The 14,163-nt window shown below is 67.8% G+C and carries 14 protein-coding genes; 6 read left to right on the forward strand and 8 right to left on the reverse strand.

Going from position 1 to position 14,163, the window contains the following annotated elements; genetic code table 11:
• Position 1: 1 nt before the first annotated feature.
• A complete protein-coding gene (locus QLQ83_RS06615) occupies positions 2-628 on the reverse strand; it encodes a class I SAM-dependent methyltransferase (protein WP_282734727.1) in 627 nt (208 codons plus the stop codon).
• A 22-nt stretch (positions 629-650) separates the two neighbouring features.
• A complete protein-coding gene (locus tag QLQ83_RS06620) occupies positions 651-1,220 on the reverse strand; it encodes a TIGR04211 family SH3 domain-containing protein (protein WP_282734755.1) in 570 nt (189 codons plus the stop codon).
• 452 nt (positions 1,221-1,672) lie between these two features.
• Here QLQ83_RS06620 and miaB point away from each other — a divergent pair, with 452 nt between their 5' ends.
• The 5 genes from miaB to lnt all read left to right on the forward strand — a co-directional run bounded on the left by miaB (position 1,673) and on the right by lnt (position 7,051).
• Positions 1,673-3,016 (forward strand): tRNA (N6-isopentenyl adenosine(37)-C2)-methylthiotransferase MiaB, encoded by a 1,344-nt coding sequence (gene miaB, locus QLQ83_RS06625; protein ID WP_282734728.1) that lies wholly within the window; start codon positions 1,673-1,675, stop codon positions 3,014-3,016.
• 73 nt (positions 3,017-3,089) lie between these two features.
• Positions 3,090-4,187, forward strand: coding sequence for a PhoH family protein (locus QLQ83_RS06630; protein ID WP_282734729.1), 1,098 nt, complete (start codon positions 3,090-3,092; stop codon positions 4,185-4,187).
• Complete coding sequence (ybeY, locus tag QLQ83_RS06635) at positions 4,184-4,687, forward strand: rRNA maturation RNase YbeY (protein WP_282734730.1); 504 nt, start codon at positions 4,184-4,186, stop codon at positions 4,685-4,687. Before QLQ83_RS06630 ends, ybeY begins: the two co-directional genes overlap by 4 nt.
• Positions 4,684-5,553 carry an HlyC/CorC family transporter gene (locus tag QLQ83_RS06640; protein WP_282734731.1) on the forward strand — a complete coding sequence of 290 codons (870 nt, stop codon included), beginning with the start codon at positions 4,684-4,686 and terminating at the stop codon, positions 5,551-5,553. Before ybeY ends, QLQ83_RS06640 begins: the two co-directional genes overlap by 4 nt.
• Positions 5,554-5,581: 28 nt before the next feature.
• Positions 5,582-7,051 (forward strand): apolipoprotein N-acyltransferase, encoded by a 1,470-nt coding sequence (gene lnt / locus QLQ83_RS06645; RefSeq protein WP_282734732.1) that lies wholly within the window; start codon positions 5,582-5,584, stop codon positions 7,049-7,051.
• 139 nt (positions 7,052-7,190) lie between these two features.
• On the opposite strand, the gene phaC is transcribed toward lnt, so the two are convergent.
• The 5 genes from phaC to prmB all read right to left on the reverse strand — a co-directional run bounded on the left by phaC (position 7,191) and on the right by prmB (position 12,352).
• Positions 7,191-9,014 (reverse strand): class I poly(R)-hydroxyalkanoic acid synthase, encoded by a 1,824-nt coding sequence (gene phaC, locus QLQ83_RS06650; protein ID WP_282734733.1) that lies wholly within the window; start codon positions 9,012-9,014, stop codon positions 7,191-7,193.
• A gap of 177 nt (positions 9,015-9,191) precedes the next feature.
• On the reverse strand, positions 9,192-9,635 hold the full coding sequence (locus tag QLQ83_RS06655; RefSeq protein ID WP_282734734.1) for a phasin family protein: 444 nt from the start codon (positions 9,633-9,635) through the stop codon (positions 9,192-9,194).
• Between the two features lie 134 nt (positions 9,636-9,769).
• Positions 9,770-10,222 (reverse strand): DUF6489 family protein, encoded by a 453-nt coding sequence (locus tag QLQ83_RS06660; RefSeq protein ID WP_282734735.1) that lies wholly within the window; start codon positions 10,220-10,222, stop codon positions 9,770-9,772.
• 57 nt (positions 10,223-10,279) lie between these two features.
• Positions 10,280-11,365, reverse strand: a complete 1,086-nt coding sequence (gene aroC / locus QLQ83_RS06665) for a chorismate synthase (RefSeq protein WP_282734736.1) — start codon at positions 11,363-11,365, stop codon at positions 10,280-10,282.
• A 30-nt stretch (positions 11,366-11,395) separates the two neighbouring features.
• Positions 11,396-12,352, reverse strand: a complete 957-nt coding sequence (prmB, locus tag QLQ83_RS06670) for a 50S ribosomal protein L3 N(5)-glutamine methyltransferase (protein WP_282734737.1) — start codon at positions 12,350-12,352, stop codon at positions 11,396-11,398.
• Between the two features lie 119 nt (positions 12,353-12,471).
• Between prmB and QLQ83_RS06675 the strand changes: the two genes are divergently transcribed.
• On the forward strand, positions 12,472-13,050 hold the full coding sequence (locus tag QLQ83_RS06675) for a Smr/MutS family protein (RefSeq protein ID WP_282734738.1): 579 nt from the start codon (positions 12,472-12,474) through the stop codon (positions 13,048-13,050).
• 6 nt (positions 13,051-13,056) lie between these two features.
• On the opposite strand, the gene QLQ83_RS06680 is transcribed toward QLQ83_RS06675, so the two are convergent.
• Positions 13,057-14,148 (reverse strand): patatin-like phospholipase family protein, encoded by a 1,092-nt coding sequence (locus QLQ83_RS06680; RefSeq protein ID WP_282734739.1) that lies wholly within the window; start codon positions 14,146-14,148, stop codon positions 13,057-13,059.
• Positions 14,149-14,163 lie beyond the last annotated feature (15 nt).

Below are 14,163 nucleotides of genomic sequence, written 5' to 3' on the forward strand. Positions count from 1 at the left end.
CTCAGGTCAGCGGGCCCCGGCGCTCCAGCGCCCAGGCACTCTCGCGAAAGCCGTTGGGCTCCGGCTCGCCGTCCTCCAGGTGGGTGATGCGGAAGTTGGGCTCGAACAGCTCGCGCACTTCCTCGGCGGACACGCTGAAGGGTGGACCCCCCGGGCCACGCGTCAGGCTGATCAGCAGCCCTCGAGCACCGGGGGGGATCAGCTGGGCCAGGTGGAAGGCGTAGCGCTGGCGGGTGGCCGCCGGCAGGGCGATCAAGGCGGCGCGGTCGTAGAAGGCCCCGATCTCCGCCGCCTGTTCGATATGGAAGTGGAAGAAGTCGCCGCTCCAGAGCTCCACGCTGCCCTGGCGACAGATGTCGAAACCGGCCTGACGGTAGCGGGTCACCTCCCCCACGCCCTCGGCGACGAACGCCTCGATGGCCTGCCCGGCCAGCTCGATGCCCAGCACCGGATGGTCATGGCGCGCCAGCCAGCGCATGTCCAGGCTCTTGCCGCACAACGGCACCAGCACCTTGGTGCCGGCCCGCACCCCCAGGCCGGGCCAGTAGCGGACCAGTAGCGGATGAGGCCGGTCACGGTGGAAACCGATGCGCCCCTCGCGCCAGCGCTCCAGCCATTCGTTGGCCATCACTCCCCCTGCCGGCCCGGCATCAGAACCAGCGATCTCGCTTGCGGCGACGACGCGGCAGGTGGGGCACGATCAGCCCCACCAGCAGGCCGGCCCCGGCGACCCCGCCACCGTACATGAAGTAGCGCATCAGCAGGTCTTCCTCCTGGGTATCCAGGCGGGCCTGGAGCTCGCGGATGGTGGAGCGCGACTGCTCGGTCTCCCCCTCGAGCGCCGAGTTGTGCGCCTCGAGTTCGGCGATGCGCCGCTCGCGGACCTCGAGGGTCTCGGTCATCGACGCGGTACGGCTCTCCCAGGTGTCGTTGATGCCGGAAAGCTCGTCGGTCAGCTCCTCCACCCGGGCTTCCAGCGCGGGCAGTTGCTGCTGGGCGCTGGGGTCCTCCTGCAGCTCGCTGCTGAGCACCCAGACGTCGTCGCCATCGGCGTCCTCCACCCGGCTGTAGTCGCCGCTGGTCTCGAGGACCGTCACCGGCTCGCCGGCGGTCAGGGTGCCGACGATCCGATAGCCGTCGGTCGGGCCACTGCGCACATAGGTGGTGAGCTCATCCGACACCCAGGCGGTGCCGTCGGCCGCCTCCTGGGCATGCAACATGGGGGGGAGCGTCGCGAGCGCCACGCCCAGTGTCAGAATCTTGAGTCTATGTATCGTCATGCCGTTATCCTGGCTGTCCAAGGCTCGCGTGTCGCGGCTCTGTCGCGTAGGGCGCACCACCTGCGGACGTCCCTGCCGGCCGCGGCGGCGATGCTGTTCGTGGTATCGGGTTACCCACAGCGACTGTGGACAACCATCGGGAAAACCGCTGGAAAGCCACCCGCAGCCGGCATGCCAACCGCCCCTTGCCGCTGCCGGTCACTTTCTGACCAGGGCACGCACCCGTGCCCGCCCCTTGAAGGCGCACAGGGTACCACAGTCGCGCCGGCCGTCAGCTGGCCCCGATGGCGGCCGCCGCGTATAATATTGGGTCTTGTCCGGGTGGCCATTCGGCCATCTGCCAACGTCCATCCACCGGTGCACCGTCGCGCCAGATGCCGCGACCTATTCTTATGGCGAAGAAACTCTTCATCAAGACGCATGGCTGCCAGATGAACGAGTACGACTCCGCGCGCATGGCGGATCTGCTCGGCGAATCCCATCAGCTCGAGCTCACCGACGACGAGCGCGATGCCGACGTCATCCTGCTCAACACCTGCTCCATTCGCGAGAAGGCCCAGGAAAAGGTGTTCCACCAGCTGGGGCGCTGGAAGAAGCTCAAGGAGGCCAACCCCGACCTGGTGATCGGCGTCGGGGGCTGCGTGGCCAGCCAGGAGGGCGAGGCGCTGCGCAAGCGCGCGCCCCATGTCGACATGGTGTTCGGGCCCCAGACCCTGCATCGCGTGCCGTCCATGCTCGACTCGCGGCGCAACGACCAGATCTCGGTGGTCGACGTCACCTTTCCCGAGATCGAGAAGTTCGACCACCTGCCCAAGCCGAGTTCCGACGGCGCCACCGCCTTCGTCTCGGTGATGGAGGGCTGCTCCAAGTACTGCACCTTCTGCGTGGTGCCCTATACCCGCGGCGAGGAGGTCTCGCGCCCCTTCGAGGCAGTGATGGAGGAGGTGATCCACCTGGCCGACCAGGGCGTGCGCGAGATCAACTTGCTGGGGCAGAACGTCAATGCCTACCGCGGCGAGAACCAGCTGGGCGACGAGATCGACCTGGCCGAACTGATCAGCTGCGTGGCGGCGGTGGAGGGCATCGACCGGATCCGCTTCACCACTTCCCATCCCGTGGAGTTCTCCGACAGCCTGATCGAGGCCTACGGGGAGATCCCCGAGCTGGTCAGCCACCTGCACCTCCCGGTGCAGGCCGGGTCGGATCGCGTGCTCGCCGCCATGAAGCGCGGCCACACCGTCGAGGAGTACGTCGAGAAGATGGAGCGCATCCGCGCACTGCGCCCGGACATCAGCTTCTCCTCGGACTTCATCATCGGCTTCCCCGGCGAAACCGAGGCGGACTTCGAGGCCACCATGGACCTGATCCACCGCATCGGCTTCGACCACTCCTTCAGCTTCGTCTACTCGGCACGCCCCGGCACGCCGGCGGCCAGCCTCGAGGACGACACCCCGCAAGGCATCAAGAAGCAGCGCCTGGCGATCCTCCAGGAGCGCATCAACCAGCAGGCGATGCAGATCAGCCGGCGCATGGTGGGCACCACCCAGCGCATCCTGGTCACCGGCTTCTCGCCGAAGGATCCGGGGCAGCTCTCCGGGCGCACCGAGAACAACCGCGTGGTCAACTTCCGTGCCGCCAACCCCTTCGAGCTGATCGGCTACTTCGTCGACGTGGAGATCAGCGAGGCGCTGCCCAACTCGCTGCGCGGCGAGCTGGCCTCCCCTGCTCGCTTCTGAGCGCCACGATTGCCCCGGCCAAGGCCGGGGCAGTAAGCTGACCCCCACATTCCCTTAAACGGATCCCCCTGCCTTGAGCCAGCCATCTTCCACGGCCAATCGCATCGTCACCCTGAACCTCGAGCCCAACGACCCCCGGCGCCTGGCCAACCTCTGCGGCCAGCGGGACGAACATCTCAAGCTGGTCGAGTCGCGGCTCGGCATCACCCTGCGCAACCGCGGTAACATCTTCCAGCTCGCCGGACCGACCCATCGCGTCAAGGCGGCCGCCAACGTGCTGGAACACCTCTATCGCGAGACCGAGGCCAGCGACCTGGAGCCGGACACCGTGCACCTCTTCCTGCAGGAGTCGGGCCTGGAAGCGCTGGACGAGGAGGAAGGTGGCGAGCCGGAGGACGAGGTGCTGCTGCGTACTCCGCGTACGCTGATCAAGCCCCGCGGCCTCAACCAGCAGGGCTACGTGCAGAGCATTCGCGCCCACGACATAAACTTCGGCATCGGCCCGGCGGGTACCGGCAAGACCTACCTGGCCGTGGCGGCGGCGGTGGAGGCGCTCAACCAGCAAGAAGTGCGCCGCATCCTGCTGGTTCGCCCGGCCGTGGAGGCCGGCGAGAAGCTCGGCTTCCTGCCCGGGGACCTGGCCCAGAAGATCGACCCCTACCTGCGCCCGCTCTACGACGCCCTCTACGAGATGATCGGCTTCGAGCAGGTGGCCAAGCTGATCGAGCGCCAGGTGATCGAGATCGCCCCGCTGGCCTACATGCGCGGGCGCACCCTCAACAACGCCTTCATCATCCTCGACGAGAGCCAGAACACCACCCGCGAGCAGATGAAGATGTTCCTGACCCGCATCGGCTTCGGCTCCACCGCGGTGATCACCGGCGACGTCACCCAGGTCGACCTGCCCCGCGGCCAGACCTCGGGGCTGATCCAGGTGCTCGAGGTGCTCAAGGGGACCCCCGGCATCGGCGTGACCCACTTCGCCGCCAAGGACGTGGTGCGCCACCCGCTGGTACAGCGCATCATCGAGGCCTATGACCACTTCGAGGCCGAGCAGGAAGCCTCCGAGCGCGCCCAGCGCGAGGAGCGCGAGTCCCTGCGGCAGGAACGCCTGGAGCGCGCCCGGCAGGACAAGCAGCGCCACGACGACCAGGGGCCCGTCGACTCATGAGCGCCCTGCTCATCGACCGCCAGGTCGCGCTCGAGGTCGACGGCCTGCCGTCACAGGCCGAGCTCGAGGCCTGGGTGGCCGTGGTGCTGGCCCGTCATGCCGATGAGCCACGCCACGAGCTCACCATCCGCTTCGTCGATGACGCCGAGAGTCGGGCCCTCAATCGCGACTACCGCGGCAGGGACAGGCCCACCAACGTGCTCTCCTTCCCTTTCGAGAACCCGCCCGGGGTCGATCTGGGGCTGCTCGGTGACCTGGTGGTCTGCCACCCGGTGGTGGTCCGCGAGGCCGCGGAGCAGGACAAGTCGCTGCGCGCTCACTACGCTCACATGGTGGTCCACGGCACCCTGCACCTGCTGGGTCATGACCACCTGGAGGAGACCGAGGCCGAGGCCATGGAGGCCCTCGAGCGTGAGATACTCGCGTCGCTGGGGATCGCCGACCCCTATGCGCCGTCGAATCACGATTCCGATACCGAGGACGAGAGAGCCGACGCATGAGCGAAGACCGATCGAGCAGTCAGGGCAGCAAGTCCTGGCTCGACAAGCTGTTCAGTGCCCTGTCCAGCGACAGCGATGAACCCAGCTCTCGCGACGAACTGCTGGAGTTCCTGCGCCAGGCAGGTTCCCGCCTCAAGCTCGACCAGGACGCCATGATGATCATCGAGGGCGCCCTGAACATCAGCGACCAGCAGGTGCGCGAGGTCCTCATCCCTCGCTCCCAGATCACCGCCATCGCCCTCGACCAGCCCCTCGAGGAATACCTGCCGGTAATACTCGAGACCGGCCACTCCCGCTATCCGGTGATTGGCGAGAACCTCGACGAGGTCAAGGGCATCCTGCTGGCCAAGGACCTGCTCCCGCTGCTGCGTGGCGGCCAGGGGAACGGCATGCCCTTCCAGCTCGACGAGGTGCTGCGACCGGCCATGTTCGTGCCCGAGTCGAAGCGCCTCAACAGCCTGCTCAAGGAGTTCCAGGACACCCGCAACCACATGGCGGTGGTGGTGGACGAGTATGGCGGCACGGCGGGCATCGTCACCATCGAGGACATCCTCGAGGAGATCGTCGGCGAGATCGAGGACGAGCACGACATCGACGAGGAGATCGATATCCGCGAGCTGGGGGACGAGCGCTATGCGATTCGCGCCCTGACCACCATCGAGGACTTCAACGACCGCTTCGGCACCCGCTTCTCGGACGACGAGTTCGACACCCTCGGCGGCCTGGTGATGCAGCGCTTCGGGCACCTGCCGGGACGCGGCGAACACACCGAGATCGGTGGCTGGCGCTTCACGGTACTCAACGCCGACAACCGCCGCATCCGCCTGCTCGAGGCCGAACCCTGCGAGGAGAGCGCCGAGGAGTGACGCGGCCCCATGACCACGGATGGACACCATGGCTGACGCCCGACTGACCCCGGCACTGGGCTGCCTGGCGGCCCTGCTCGCCGGCGGCCTGACCACCCTCAGTGCCGCTCCCTTCGCGCTCTGGTGGCTGGGCCCGGTGGCCGCCGGTCTGGTCTACCTGGGACTGCATGCGTTGACGCCCGCCCAGGCGGCGCTTCGCGGCTGGTGCTACGGGCTGGGCCTGTTCGGCTCCGGGGCCTCCTGGGTCTACGTCTCGATCCATGACTACGGCTACACCGGCGTGCCCCTGGCGCTCTTGCTCACCGCGCTGTTCGTCGCCGGCCTGGCGCTGTTCTTCGCCCTCACCCTCTGGCTCTACCGGCGGCTGTGCGGGCCGCGCCTCGCCGCGCTGAGCTTCGCGGGCGCCTGGGTACTGGGCGAGTGGCTGCGCACCTGGCTGTTCACCGGCTTCCCCTGGCTGCTGCTGGGCAGCGCCCAGGTCGATTCTCCGCTGGCCCCCTGGGCCCCGGTGGGCGGCGTCTACCTGCTGACGCTGATCACCGCCCTCACCGGCAGCCTCGGCGTCGAGCTCCTTCGCCGCCGCGCCTGGGCCGCCGCGCCGCTCGCCGCGCTGTGGCTGGTGCCGCTGGCCCTGCCCGCCCAGTGGACCTCCCCCGCCGGCGAGCCGGTGCGCGTCGCCCTGCTCCAGGGCAACCTCCCCCAGCTGATCAAGTGGACCCCCGAGGGGCAGCGCCGCGCGGTCGACACCTATCTCTCGATGACCCGCGAACTGGAGACGGACGTCGACCTGGTGATCTGGCCCGAGGCCGCCCTGCCCATGTTCGAGGACCAGGCCGCCCCCCACCTCGACCGGGCCCGGGCCGGCCTGCCGAGGGACACCGACCTGCTCACCGGCATCCTGCAGCGTGACGACGAGGGCCGCTACTACAACAGCGTCGTCGGTCGGGGCGACGTGGAGGGCGAGTATCGCAAGGCCCACCTGGTGCCGTTCGGCGAGTACCTGCCGCTGGAGAGCCTGCTGCGCGGGGCCATCGCCTTCTTCGACCTGCCGGCGCCGACCATGGCCCCGGGACCGGCCAACCAGGCGCCGATCCGCGCCGGCGAGCTGACCATCGGCAACGCCATCTGCTACGAGATCATCTATGCCGACCTGGTGGCCTCGCGAGCCCGCGATGCCGGGGTCCTGCTCACCGTCTCCAACGACACCTGGTTCGGGCGCTCCATCGGGCCGATGCAGCACCTGCAGATGGCCCGCCTGAGGGCCCTGGAGAACGGCCGCCCGGTGGTGCGTGCCACCAGCAACGGCGTGACTGCCCTCATCGACCCGCAGGGCAGGGTCACGGCCCGGGCCCCGCAGTTCGAGGCCACCGTCCTCGAGGGCGAGGTCACGCCCATGCAAGGCCTCACGCCCTTTACCCGCACGGGCAGCTGGCCAGCCTGGCTGCTGGCCGCCCTGCTGGTGCTGCCGGGGATTCAGCGCCGAGCGCCGAGCCAATAGCAGCCAAGCAGCCAAGCAGCCAAGCAGCCAAGCAGCCAAGCAGCCAAGCAGCCATCAGTGTGTGCTGCTCCCGAAAAAAGCGAACCCCGAGGTCATGGCCTCGGGGTTCGCTTGTAGCTCGGCGCTTGTAGCTCGGCGCTTACTTCTCGCCCAGCACCTCGGGGATGGTCATGCGCACATAGCGCCCCGGGGCCGGCTCGAGGATATCGAGCTCGCCGTCACCGGGCTGTCGCGCCGGCACCAGCTTCTCGGTGTCCACATAGCCGTTCTCGGTGATCCACGCCTGCCAGTGGGGCCACCAGGAGCCCTCATGGGGCTCGGCGACCTCCAGCCACTCCTCGGCGGTGCCCGGCAGCTCGTCGTTGGTCCAGTAGCCATACTTGTTCTTGCTGGGCGGATTGACGATCCCGGCGATATGGCCGGAGCCACCCAGCACGAACTTGACCGGCCCCTTGGGCAGCAGGGCGCCGTAGTAGGTGCTGTTCCACTTGGCGATGTGGTCTTCCCGGGTGGAGATGAAGTAGCTCGGCGTGGAGATCTTGCGCAGGTCGATCTTGACCCCGTCGAGCTCGATGCCACCCGGCTGGACCAGACGGTTCTCCAGGTACATGTGCCGCAGGTACCAGGCGTGGGTCCCGGCCGGCAGGTTGGTGCCGTCGGTATTCCAGTAGAGCAGGTCGAAGGGGGCGGGTGCATCGCCCTTCAGGTAGTTATTGATGTAGAAGGACCAGAAGAGGTCGTTCTCGCGCAGCAGGTTGAAGGAGTAGGCCATGACCCGGCCGTCGAGGTAGCCATCCCGCTCGAGCTTGGCCTCGATGCCCTCGAGAACCGGCTCGGAGAGGAAGACACCGATCTCGCCCGGGTCGCGGAAATCCTGCAGGGTCGCCATGTAGGTCACCGACTTGACCTTGCGGCCACGCCGGGTGCTGGTCAGGTAGGCCACGGTCGAGGCGGCGAGGGTCCCGCCGATGCAATAGCTCATCAGGTTGACCGACTTCTCGCCGGTGGCCTGCTCGATGGCCCCCATGGCGGCGATGGGGCCCATCTGCATGTAGTCGGCCCAGGTCAGGTCGCGCTGGTCGGGGCCGGGGTTGCGCCAGGAGATCAGGAAGACGGTGTGGCCCTGCTCCACCAGCCAGCGCACCAGGGAGTTGTCCTGACGAAGATCGAGGATGTAGTACTTGTTGATCCAGGGCGGCACCACGAGCAGCGGGGTCTTGTAGACCTGCTCGGTGGCCGGCGTGTACTGGATCAGCTGGATCAGCTCGTTCTCGTAGACCACCGCCCCCGGGGTGACGGCGATGTTCTCGCCGATTTCGAAGGCGCTGCGATCGGTCATGGTGACATTGAGACCCTCGGCGGAGTTGGCCAGGTCCTCGCGCAGCCGGGCCAGGCCCTCGACCAGGTTCTGGCCACGGGTCTCCATGGTCTTGCGCATCACCTCGGGGTTGGTGGTGACGAAGTTGGTCGGCGCCATGGCATTGACCAGCTGGCGTGCATAGAACCCGAGGTTGCGTTTCTGGTCCTCCGAGAGGCCATCCAGGCGCTCGATCAGCTCTTCCACCATGCGCGAGAACAGCAGGTACTGCTGCATGATCGCCAGGTAGTAGGGATCATCGCGCCAGGCATCGTCCCGGAAGCGGCGGTCGCCCTTGTCCGGGGTGATCAGCGGCTCGACCTCCTCGCCGGCGAGGCTGCGCAGCGACTGCTGCCACAGCTGGAACTGGTCCTGGAGCAGCCGGGACTGGGTCTGCCACAGCAGGGGCGGGTTCTGCATCAGCGACTGGGCACCGGCCTGAAAGCACTGGCGCATGTCTTCATGGACCGATTCCGCGGCATCGCTGGGCACCATGCGTGCCAGCAGATCCTGCATCAAGGCCTTGTATTCCTCGCCGATCACGGCGAGCTGGGCATTCCACGCCTCGAGCTCGGCCTGTGTCGGTGCTTGCACCCCTGACTGCATTGACCCCTCCTGTTATTCATCAAGGCCGGTGTTGCTGACGGCCGGACACTGACACCGGCCTAAGGCCTTGTAGTCTGTTACCGCATCACCTCGCGCTGGGCAAGGCATGGCCAACCACGGCAAGGTCCGGCACCCGGGATCCGGGCACCGGACAGGCGCGGCTAGCTTATCCTGTTATCAGCGCTTGCGCGACGAGGACTGGCTGGTCGCCTTGGCGGGCTCATCCGATTTCGGTGCCTCGCCCTTGGCGGCCTGGCCGGCCTTCTCGGCCTGCTCGGCGAGCTGCTTGCCCGACTCGGCATAGAGCTTCTCGAGCTCGGCCTTGAACTCCAGGCTCATCTCGCTCATCGCCTTGGCATCCTCGAGCATCTGCTTGGAGAGCTCGTTCATCATCTCGGCCTGGCGGGTGCCGAAGTCGCGCATGCTCTCGGCGTCGGTCACTTCGCCGGCGTCTCGCATGCGCTCGGTGCCCATCTGGCTGTAGCGCTTCATGGACTCCATCTGATACTGGGTCATCTTCTCCATGTTGTTCAGCATCAGGGAGTTGAGCTTGCGCATCGGTTCGAAGAACTGACGGGTCTGCTCGTTGAATGCGTTGATCATCTTGTCTTGGTCTTGCATGTCGAACTCCTCCTGGAGGATCGATAACGAACGGCTTGCTGCACTGCACAAAGCCTAGTCTGCCACCAGCTGTGTTGCAACCGTATTAATGGCGCCCCCCGCGAAGGTCGAATGCGCCCCGTCGGCTTCCGCCGTCAACTCTCGCGCTTGCTGCGGGAGCGGGCACTGGCCGTGGACTTGCGGGAGGTGCTGCCCGCGCTGGACTTCCCGGCTGAGCCACCGGACGACTTACCCGAACTCCCGGACTCCCCCGCGTCCGTCTTCTGGCCTCCCTTCTGGTCTCCGCTCGCTGTCCCGCCGCCGCTGCTCGCGGAACTGGCGGCCTTGGTCAGCATGTCGAGCATCATCTGCTGGTAGTTGCCGAAGCTGGACAGGCCCTGGGAGAGCCCCTGGGAGAGGTTCTGGGACAAGCCGGGCTGCTGCAGGAAGGGTTGCATCAGGCTCATCGGGTCATACCCTTCCGTACCCGACTCCATCTGCTTGTAGATCCGATTCAGCAGGTCCTTCTGGAAGGCCTCCACGTCCGGCAGGCCCAGCGCCCGGCGAAACTCCTCGGGGGTCAGGTCGAACTCGACGTTGATCTTCATGGCGTCACTCTTGTGGATGGTCCACTGAAGTGTAGCAGCCATGCCGGATAGCGCGGCTCAGCGCAATCGGGGCGTCGACACCTGGACCTCGGCATTCTGGCCGCGGTGACGCAGCAGGTGGTCCATAAGCGTCAGCGCCATCATCGCCTCGGCGATGGGCGTGGCACGGATGCCCACGCAGGGGTCGTGGCGCCCCCTGGTAACCACCTCGACCGGGTGGCCATGGACGTCGATGCTGCGCCCCGGCGTGGTGATGCTGGAGGTAGGCTTGAGCGCCAGATGGGCGATGATCGCCTGACCGCTGGAGATGCCGCCGAGCACCCCGCCGGCATGGTTGGAAAGGAAGCCCTCGGGGGTCATCTCGTCGCGATGCTCGCTGCCGCGGCTTGCCACGGCGGCGAACCCGTCGCCGATCTCCACGCCCTTCACCGCGTTGATGCTCATCAGGCCGTGGGCCAGTTCGGCGTCCAGGCGATCGAACACCGGCTCACCAAGCCCCGGCGGCACGCCCTCTGCCACCACGCTGATCCTTGCCCCCACCGAGTCCTGGTCACGGCGCAGCTGGTCCATGTAGGCCTCGAGCTCCGCCACGCGATCGGGGTCGGGGCAGAAGAAGGGGTTCTCGTCCACCGCGTCCCACTGCTTGAAGTCGATGGCAATCGGGCCGAGCTGGCTCATGTAACCGCGGACGGAGATCCCCTGCGCGGCAAGATACTTCTTGGCGATGGCCCCGGCCGCCACTCGCATGGCGGTCTCCCGGGCACTGGAGCGCCCGCCGCCGCGGTAGTCGCGGATACCGTACTTGTGGTGGTAGCTGTAGTCGGCGTGGGCCGGGCGGAACTGGTCCTTGATCTTCGAGTAGTCCTTGGAGCGCTGGTCGGTGTTCTCGATCATCAGGCCGATGGTCGTGCCGGTGGTCACCCCCTCGAAGACGCCGGAGAGGATCTGTACCCGGTCGGGCTCACGCCGCTGGGTGGTGTGGCGGGAACTGCCGGGGCGACGGCGATCCAGGTCGCGCTGCAGGTCCGCCTCGGTGAGCGGCAGTCCCGGCGGGCAGCCGTCGACGATGGCCCCCAGCGCAGGCCCGTGGCTCTCGCCGAAGGTGGTGACGGTGAACAGCTTGCCGAAGGTGTTGCCGGACATGGTCGCTCCTCCTGGGTCGGGAGATGGAAATCAGGCGAAGGACGCCGCATGGGCGTCGAGTTCTGCAGCGGTCAGGGCAAACACCCCCTGGCCACCGCGTTCGAATTCGAGCCACAGGAAGGGCACCTCGGGGAAGGCAGCCTCCAGGTGATGGTCGGAGTTGCCGACCTCGACGATCAATACGCCCGCGTCGGTGAGGTACTCGCGAGCCTCGCGCAGGATGCGGCGCACGATATCCAGCCCGTCGGCCCCCGCGCCCAGCGCCAATGCCGGCTCGTGGCGGAACTCGGCGGGCATGGTGGTCAGGTCGCGGGTGTCCACATAGGGCGGGTTGCAGACGATCAGGTCATAGCGCTGGCCGGCGAGCCCCGCGAAGAGGTCGGACGCCACGGCACGAACCCGCTCGCCCACCTCGTGGCGGGTGATGTTGATACGGGCCACGGCCAGGGCGTCGGGGCTGATGTCGGCCAGGTCGACCTCGCAGCCGGGCAGGTGCAGCGCCGTGGCGATGCCGATGCAGCCCGATCCGGCGCAGAGGTCGAGCACGCGCCTCGGCGGCTCGACGGGGAACCAGGCGGCGAAGCCATGCTCGATCAGCTCGGCGATGGGCGAGCGGGGAATCAGCACCCGCTCGTCGACGCTGAAGGGGACACCGGCGAAGAAGGCCTCGCCCAACAGGTAGGGCAGCGGGCGGCGGGTCTCGATGCGGGCGCGAACCAGCGACACGATGCGGGCACGCTCCATGGGCAGCAGCCGCGCCTCGAGCACCGCCGGGTCGACGTTCCAGGGCAGGTGCAGGGCGCCCAGCGTCAGCGCCACGGCCTCGTCCCAGGCGGAATCGGTGCCGTGGCCGTAGAAGAGGCTCGCCAGGTGGAACTCGCTGGCGGCCCAGCGCAGGCAGTCGCGCAGGGTGACCAGGCCATCGGCGAGGGCCTCGTCGCTGAGCACGAGGGTGGAGGAAGACGCATCAGGGAGAGATTCAGCCACGGGGCATCCTGGAGTCGGAGGGTTCGGGTCGGGACGAGAGCCGATTGTAACCGGGCCCGCGGTTCACAGCCACGGCAGGGGCGGTATACTGGCGCTTTGCGTCACAAGCCGAATGCCCCATGAGTCGAGACCGCCATCCCTCGGACGAGGACGAGATCAGTGCCTTTCGCCAGGCCCTGAAAGAGGCCGGCGTGCGCCCGATCGCCAGCAACCGGGCCGATCCCGGGCGCCGGCGCCGGGGGGATCCCGCCGCGGCCGAGCGACGGGCCGCGGCGACCTCGGCCCCTGACGACCTCGCCGCGGCCGGTCGCACCTCGGATGGCCGGGTGGAGCCGGTGCGACCCTCCGAGTTCCTCGACTTCGCGCTGCCCGACCTGCCCTGGCGCACCCGCCAGCAGCTCAAGCGCGGGCGCATCGGCTGGGAGGCCGGGCTCGACCTGCATGGCCATACCCTCGAGGAGGCCCGGCAGGAACTGGAGGCCTTCCTGCGCGACGCCGCGAGCCGCCACCGGCGCTGCGTGCTGGTCGTCCACGGCAAGGCCTGGGGCACCACCAGCGACTATCCGGTGATCAAGAGCCACGTGAATGCCTGGCTGCGGGAGTGGCCGAGCGTGCTGGCCTTCTGCTCGGCGACCGCGATCGACGGCGGCACGGGGGCGGTCTACGTGCTGCTCAGGCGGCGCGGCAGTCAGGCCTGACACCGTTCAGGACACCCCCTCCCCTTCCTGGCCTTCCCTGGTCGGCGTTTCCACGACGATGGACGGGCTTCCCCAGCCGGGATGGGCACGTCCCTCGAAGCGGTCCAGCGCCTCCACGGCCAGGTGCCTGCCGAGACTGATCAACGCCTCGGCGCGGTGGAACTCATAGGCACCACAGACCGTCTTGGGTACCTCGATGAGCACATCCGGCGGATAGCCCGCTACCTTGTACTTGGCCAGGGCCGCCTGGGTGATGTCGAAGGAGGCCAGCACCATGTCCAGGCGTCCCCACTCGCGACGGCCGCGCTCCAGGGCCTCGTCCACCTCGCTCCTGCCGCCATTGGTACTGGTAGTGGCGTTGGTATTGCCGAAGCCATCGAACAGCCGACGGGTAGCCCCGCGGACCCCGTCGATCCAGCTGGCAAAGTCGACGCCACCGGCTTCCCGAGACTTCTCGCGCGCCTGCTCCTCGGCGACCTCCTCGGGGGGCAGCAACTCCTCCAGGGTCACCGGGCGCGGGCTATGCGCCGTGGCATTGACTGCCAGCACACAGTCCGCCTGGGCCGACACCGTGGGGATAATCGGCAGCGGGTTGAGCAGCCCGCCATCCACCAGCACCTGGTCGCCGCGATGCACCGGCGTGATCACCCCGGGCACGGCGATCGAGGCGCGGATCGCCTCGAGCAGCGAGCCGCTCTGGAACCACACCTCGCGCTGACGGGTCAGGTCGGTGGCCACGGTGGTCACGGGGATCTCCAGGTCCTCGATGCGGGTATCGCCGATCAGGCTCTCGAGCTTGCCCATCACCTTGTTGGCCCGCATGGCCCCCATGGGGCTCCAGGTGACATCGACCAGCCTGAGCACATCGAAGTAGTCCAGCCGGCAGACCCAGTCGCGGTAGGCGGCCAGCTCCCCTGCCGCGTAGACGCCGCCCACCAGGGCGCCCATGGAGCAGCCGGAGATCGCCACCACCCGATAGCCTCGCGCCTCGAGCTCCTCGATGACCCCGATGTGGGCATAGCCACGGGCGCCCCCGCTGCCGAGCACCAGTGCCACGCTCTTGCGCCCTGTGTTGTCGGCTTCCCGCTGCTGGCTCATGATGCGCCCCCCTTC

This window comes from Halomonas rhizosphaerae, from assembly GCF_030010555.1.
GTDB lineage: Bacteria > Pseudomonadota > Gammaproteobacteria > Pseudomonadales > Halomonadaceae > Halomonas > Halomonas rhizosphaerae.

What these genes read in the sequence shown, in the direction of transcription:
- QLQ83_RS06615 (WP_282734727.1), bottom strand. Translation starts at nt 628, where the DNA reads ATGGCCAACGAATGGCTGGAGCGCTGGCGCGAGGGGCGCATCGGTTTC.
- QLQ83_RS06620 (WP_282734755.1), bottom strand. Translation starts at nt 1,220, where the DNA reads ATGTTGCATGCCCAGGAGGCGGCCGACGGCACCGCCTGGGTGTCGGAT.
- miaB (WP_282734728.1), top strand. Translation starts at nt 1,673, where the DNA reads ATGGCGAAGAAACTCTTCATCAAGACGCATGGCTGCCAGATGAACGAG.
- ybeY (WP_282734730.1), top strand. Translation starts at nt 4,184, where the DNA reads ATGAGCGCCCTGCTCATCGACCGCCAGGTCGCGCTCGAGGTCGACGGC.
- QLQ83_RS06640 (WP_282734731.1), top strand. Translation starts at nt 4,684, where the DNA reads ATGAGCGAAGACCGATCGAGCAGTCAGGGCAGCAAGTCCTGGCTCGAC.
- lnt (WP_282734732.1), top strand. Translation starts at nt 5,582, where the DNA reads ATGGCTGACGCCCGACTGACCCCGGCACTGGGCTGCCTGGCGGCCCTG.
- phaC (WP_282734733.1), bottom strand. Translation starts at nt 9,014, where the DNA reads ATGCAGTCAGGGGTGCAAGCACCGACACAGGCCGAGCTCGAGGCGTGG.
- QLQ83_RS06655 (WP_282734734.1), bottom strand. Translation starts at nt 9,635, where the DNA reads ATGCAAGACCAAGACAAGATGATCAACGCATTCAACGAGCAGACCCGT.
- QLQ83_RS06660 (WP_282734735.1), bottom strand. Translation starts at nt 10,222, where the DNA reads ATGAAGATCAACGTCGAGTTCGACCTGACCCCCGAGGAGTTTCGCCGG.
- aroC (WP_282734736.1), bottom strand. Translation starts at nt 11,365, where the DNA reads ATGTCCGGCAACACCTTCGGCAAGCTGTTCACCGTCACCACCTTCGGC.
- QLQ83_RS06675 (WP_282734738.1), top strand. Translation starts at nt 12,472, where the DNA reads ATGAGTCGAGACCGCCATCCCTCGGACGAGGACGAGATCAGTGCCTTT.
- QLQ83_RS06680 (WP_282734739.1), bottom strand. Translation starts at nt 14,148, where the DNA reads ATGAGCCAGCAGCGGGAAGCCGACAACACAGGGCGCAAGAGCGTGGCA.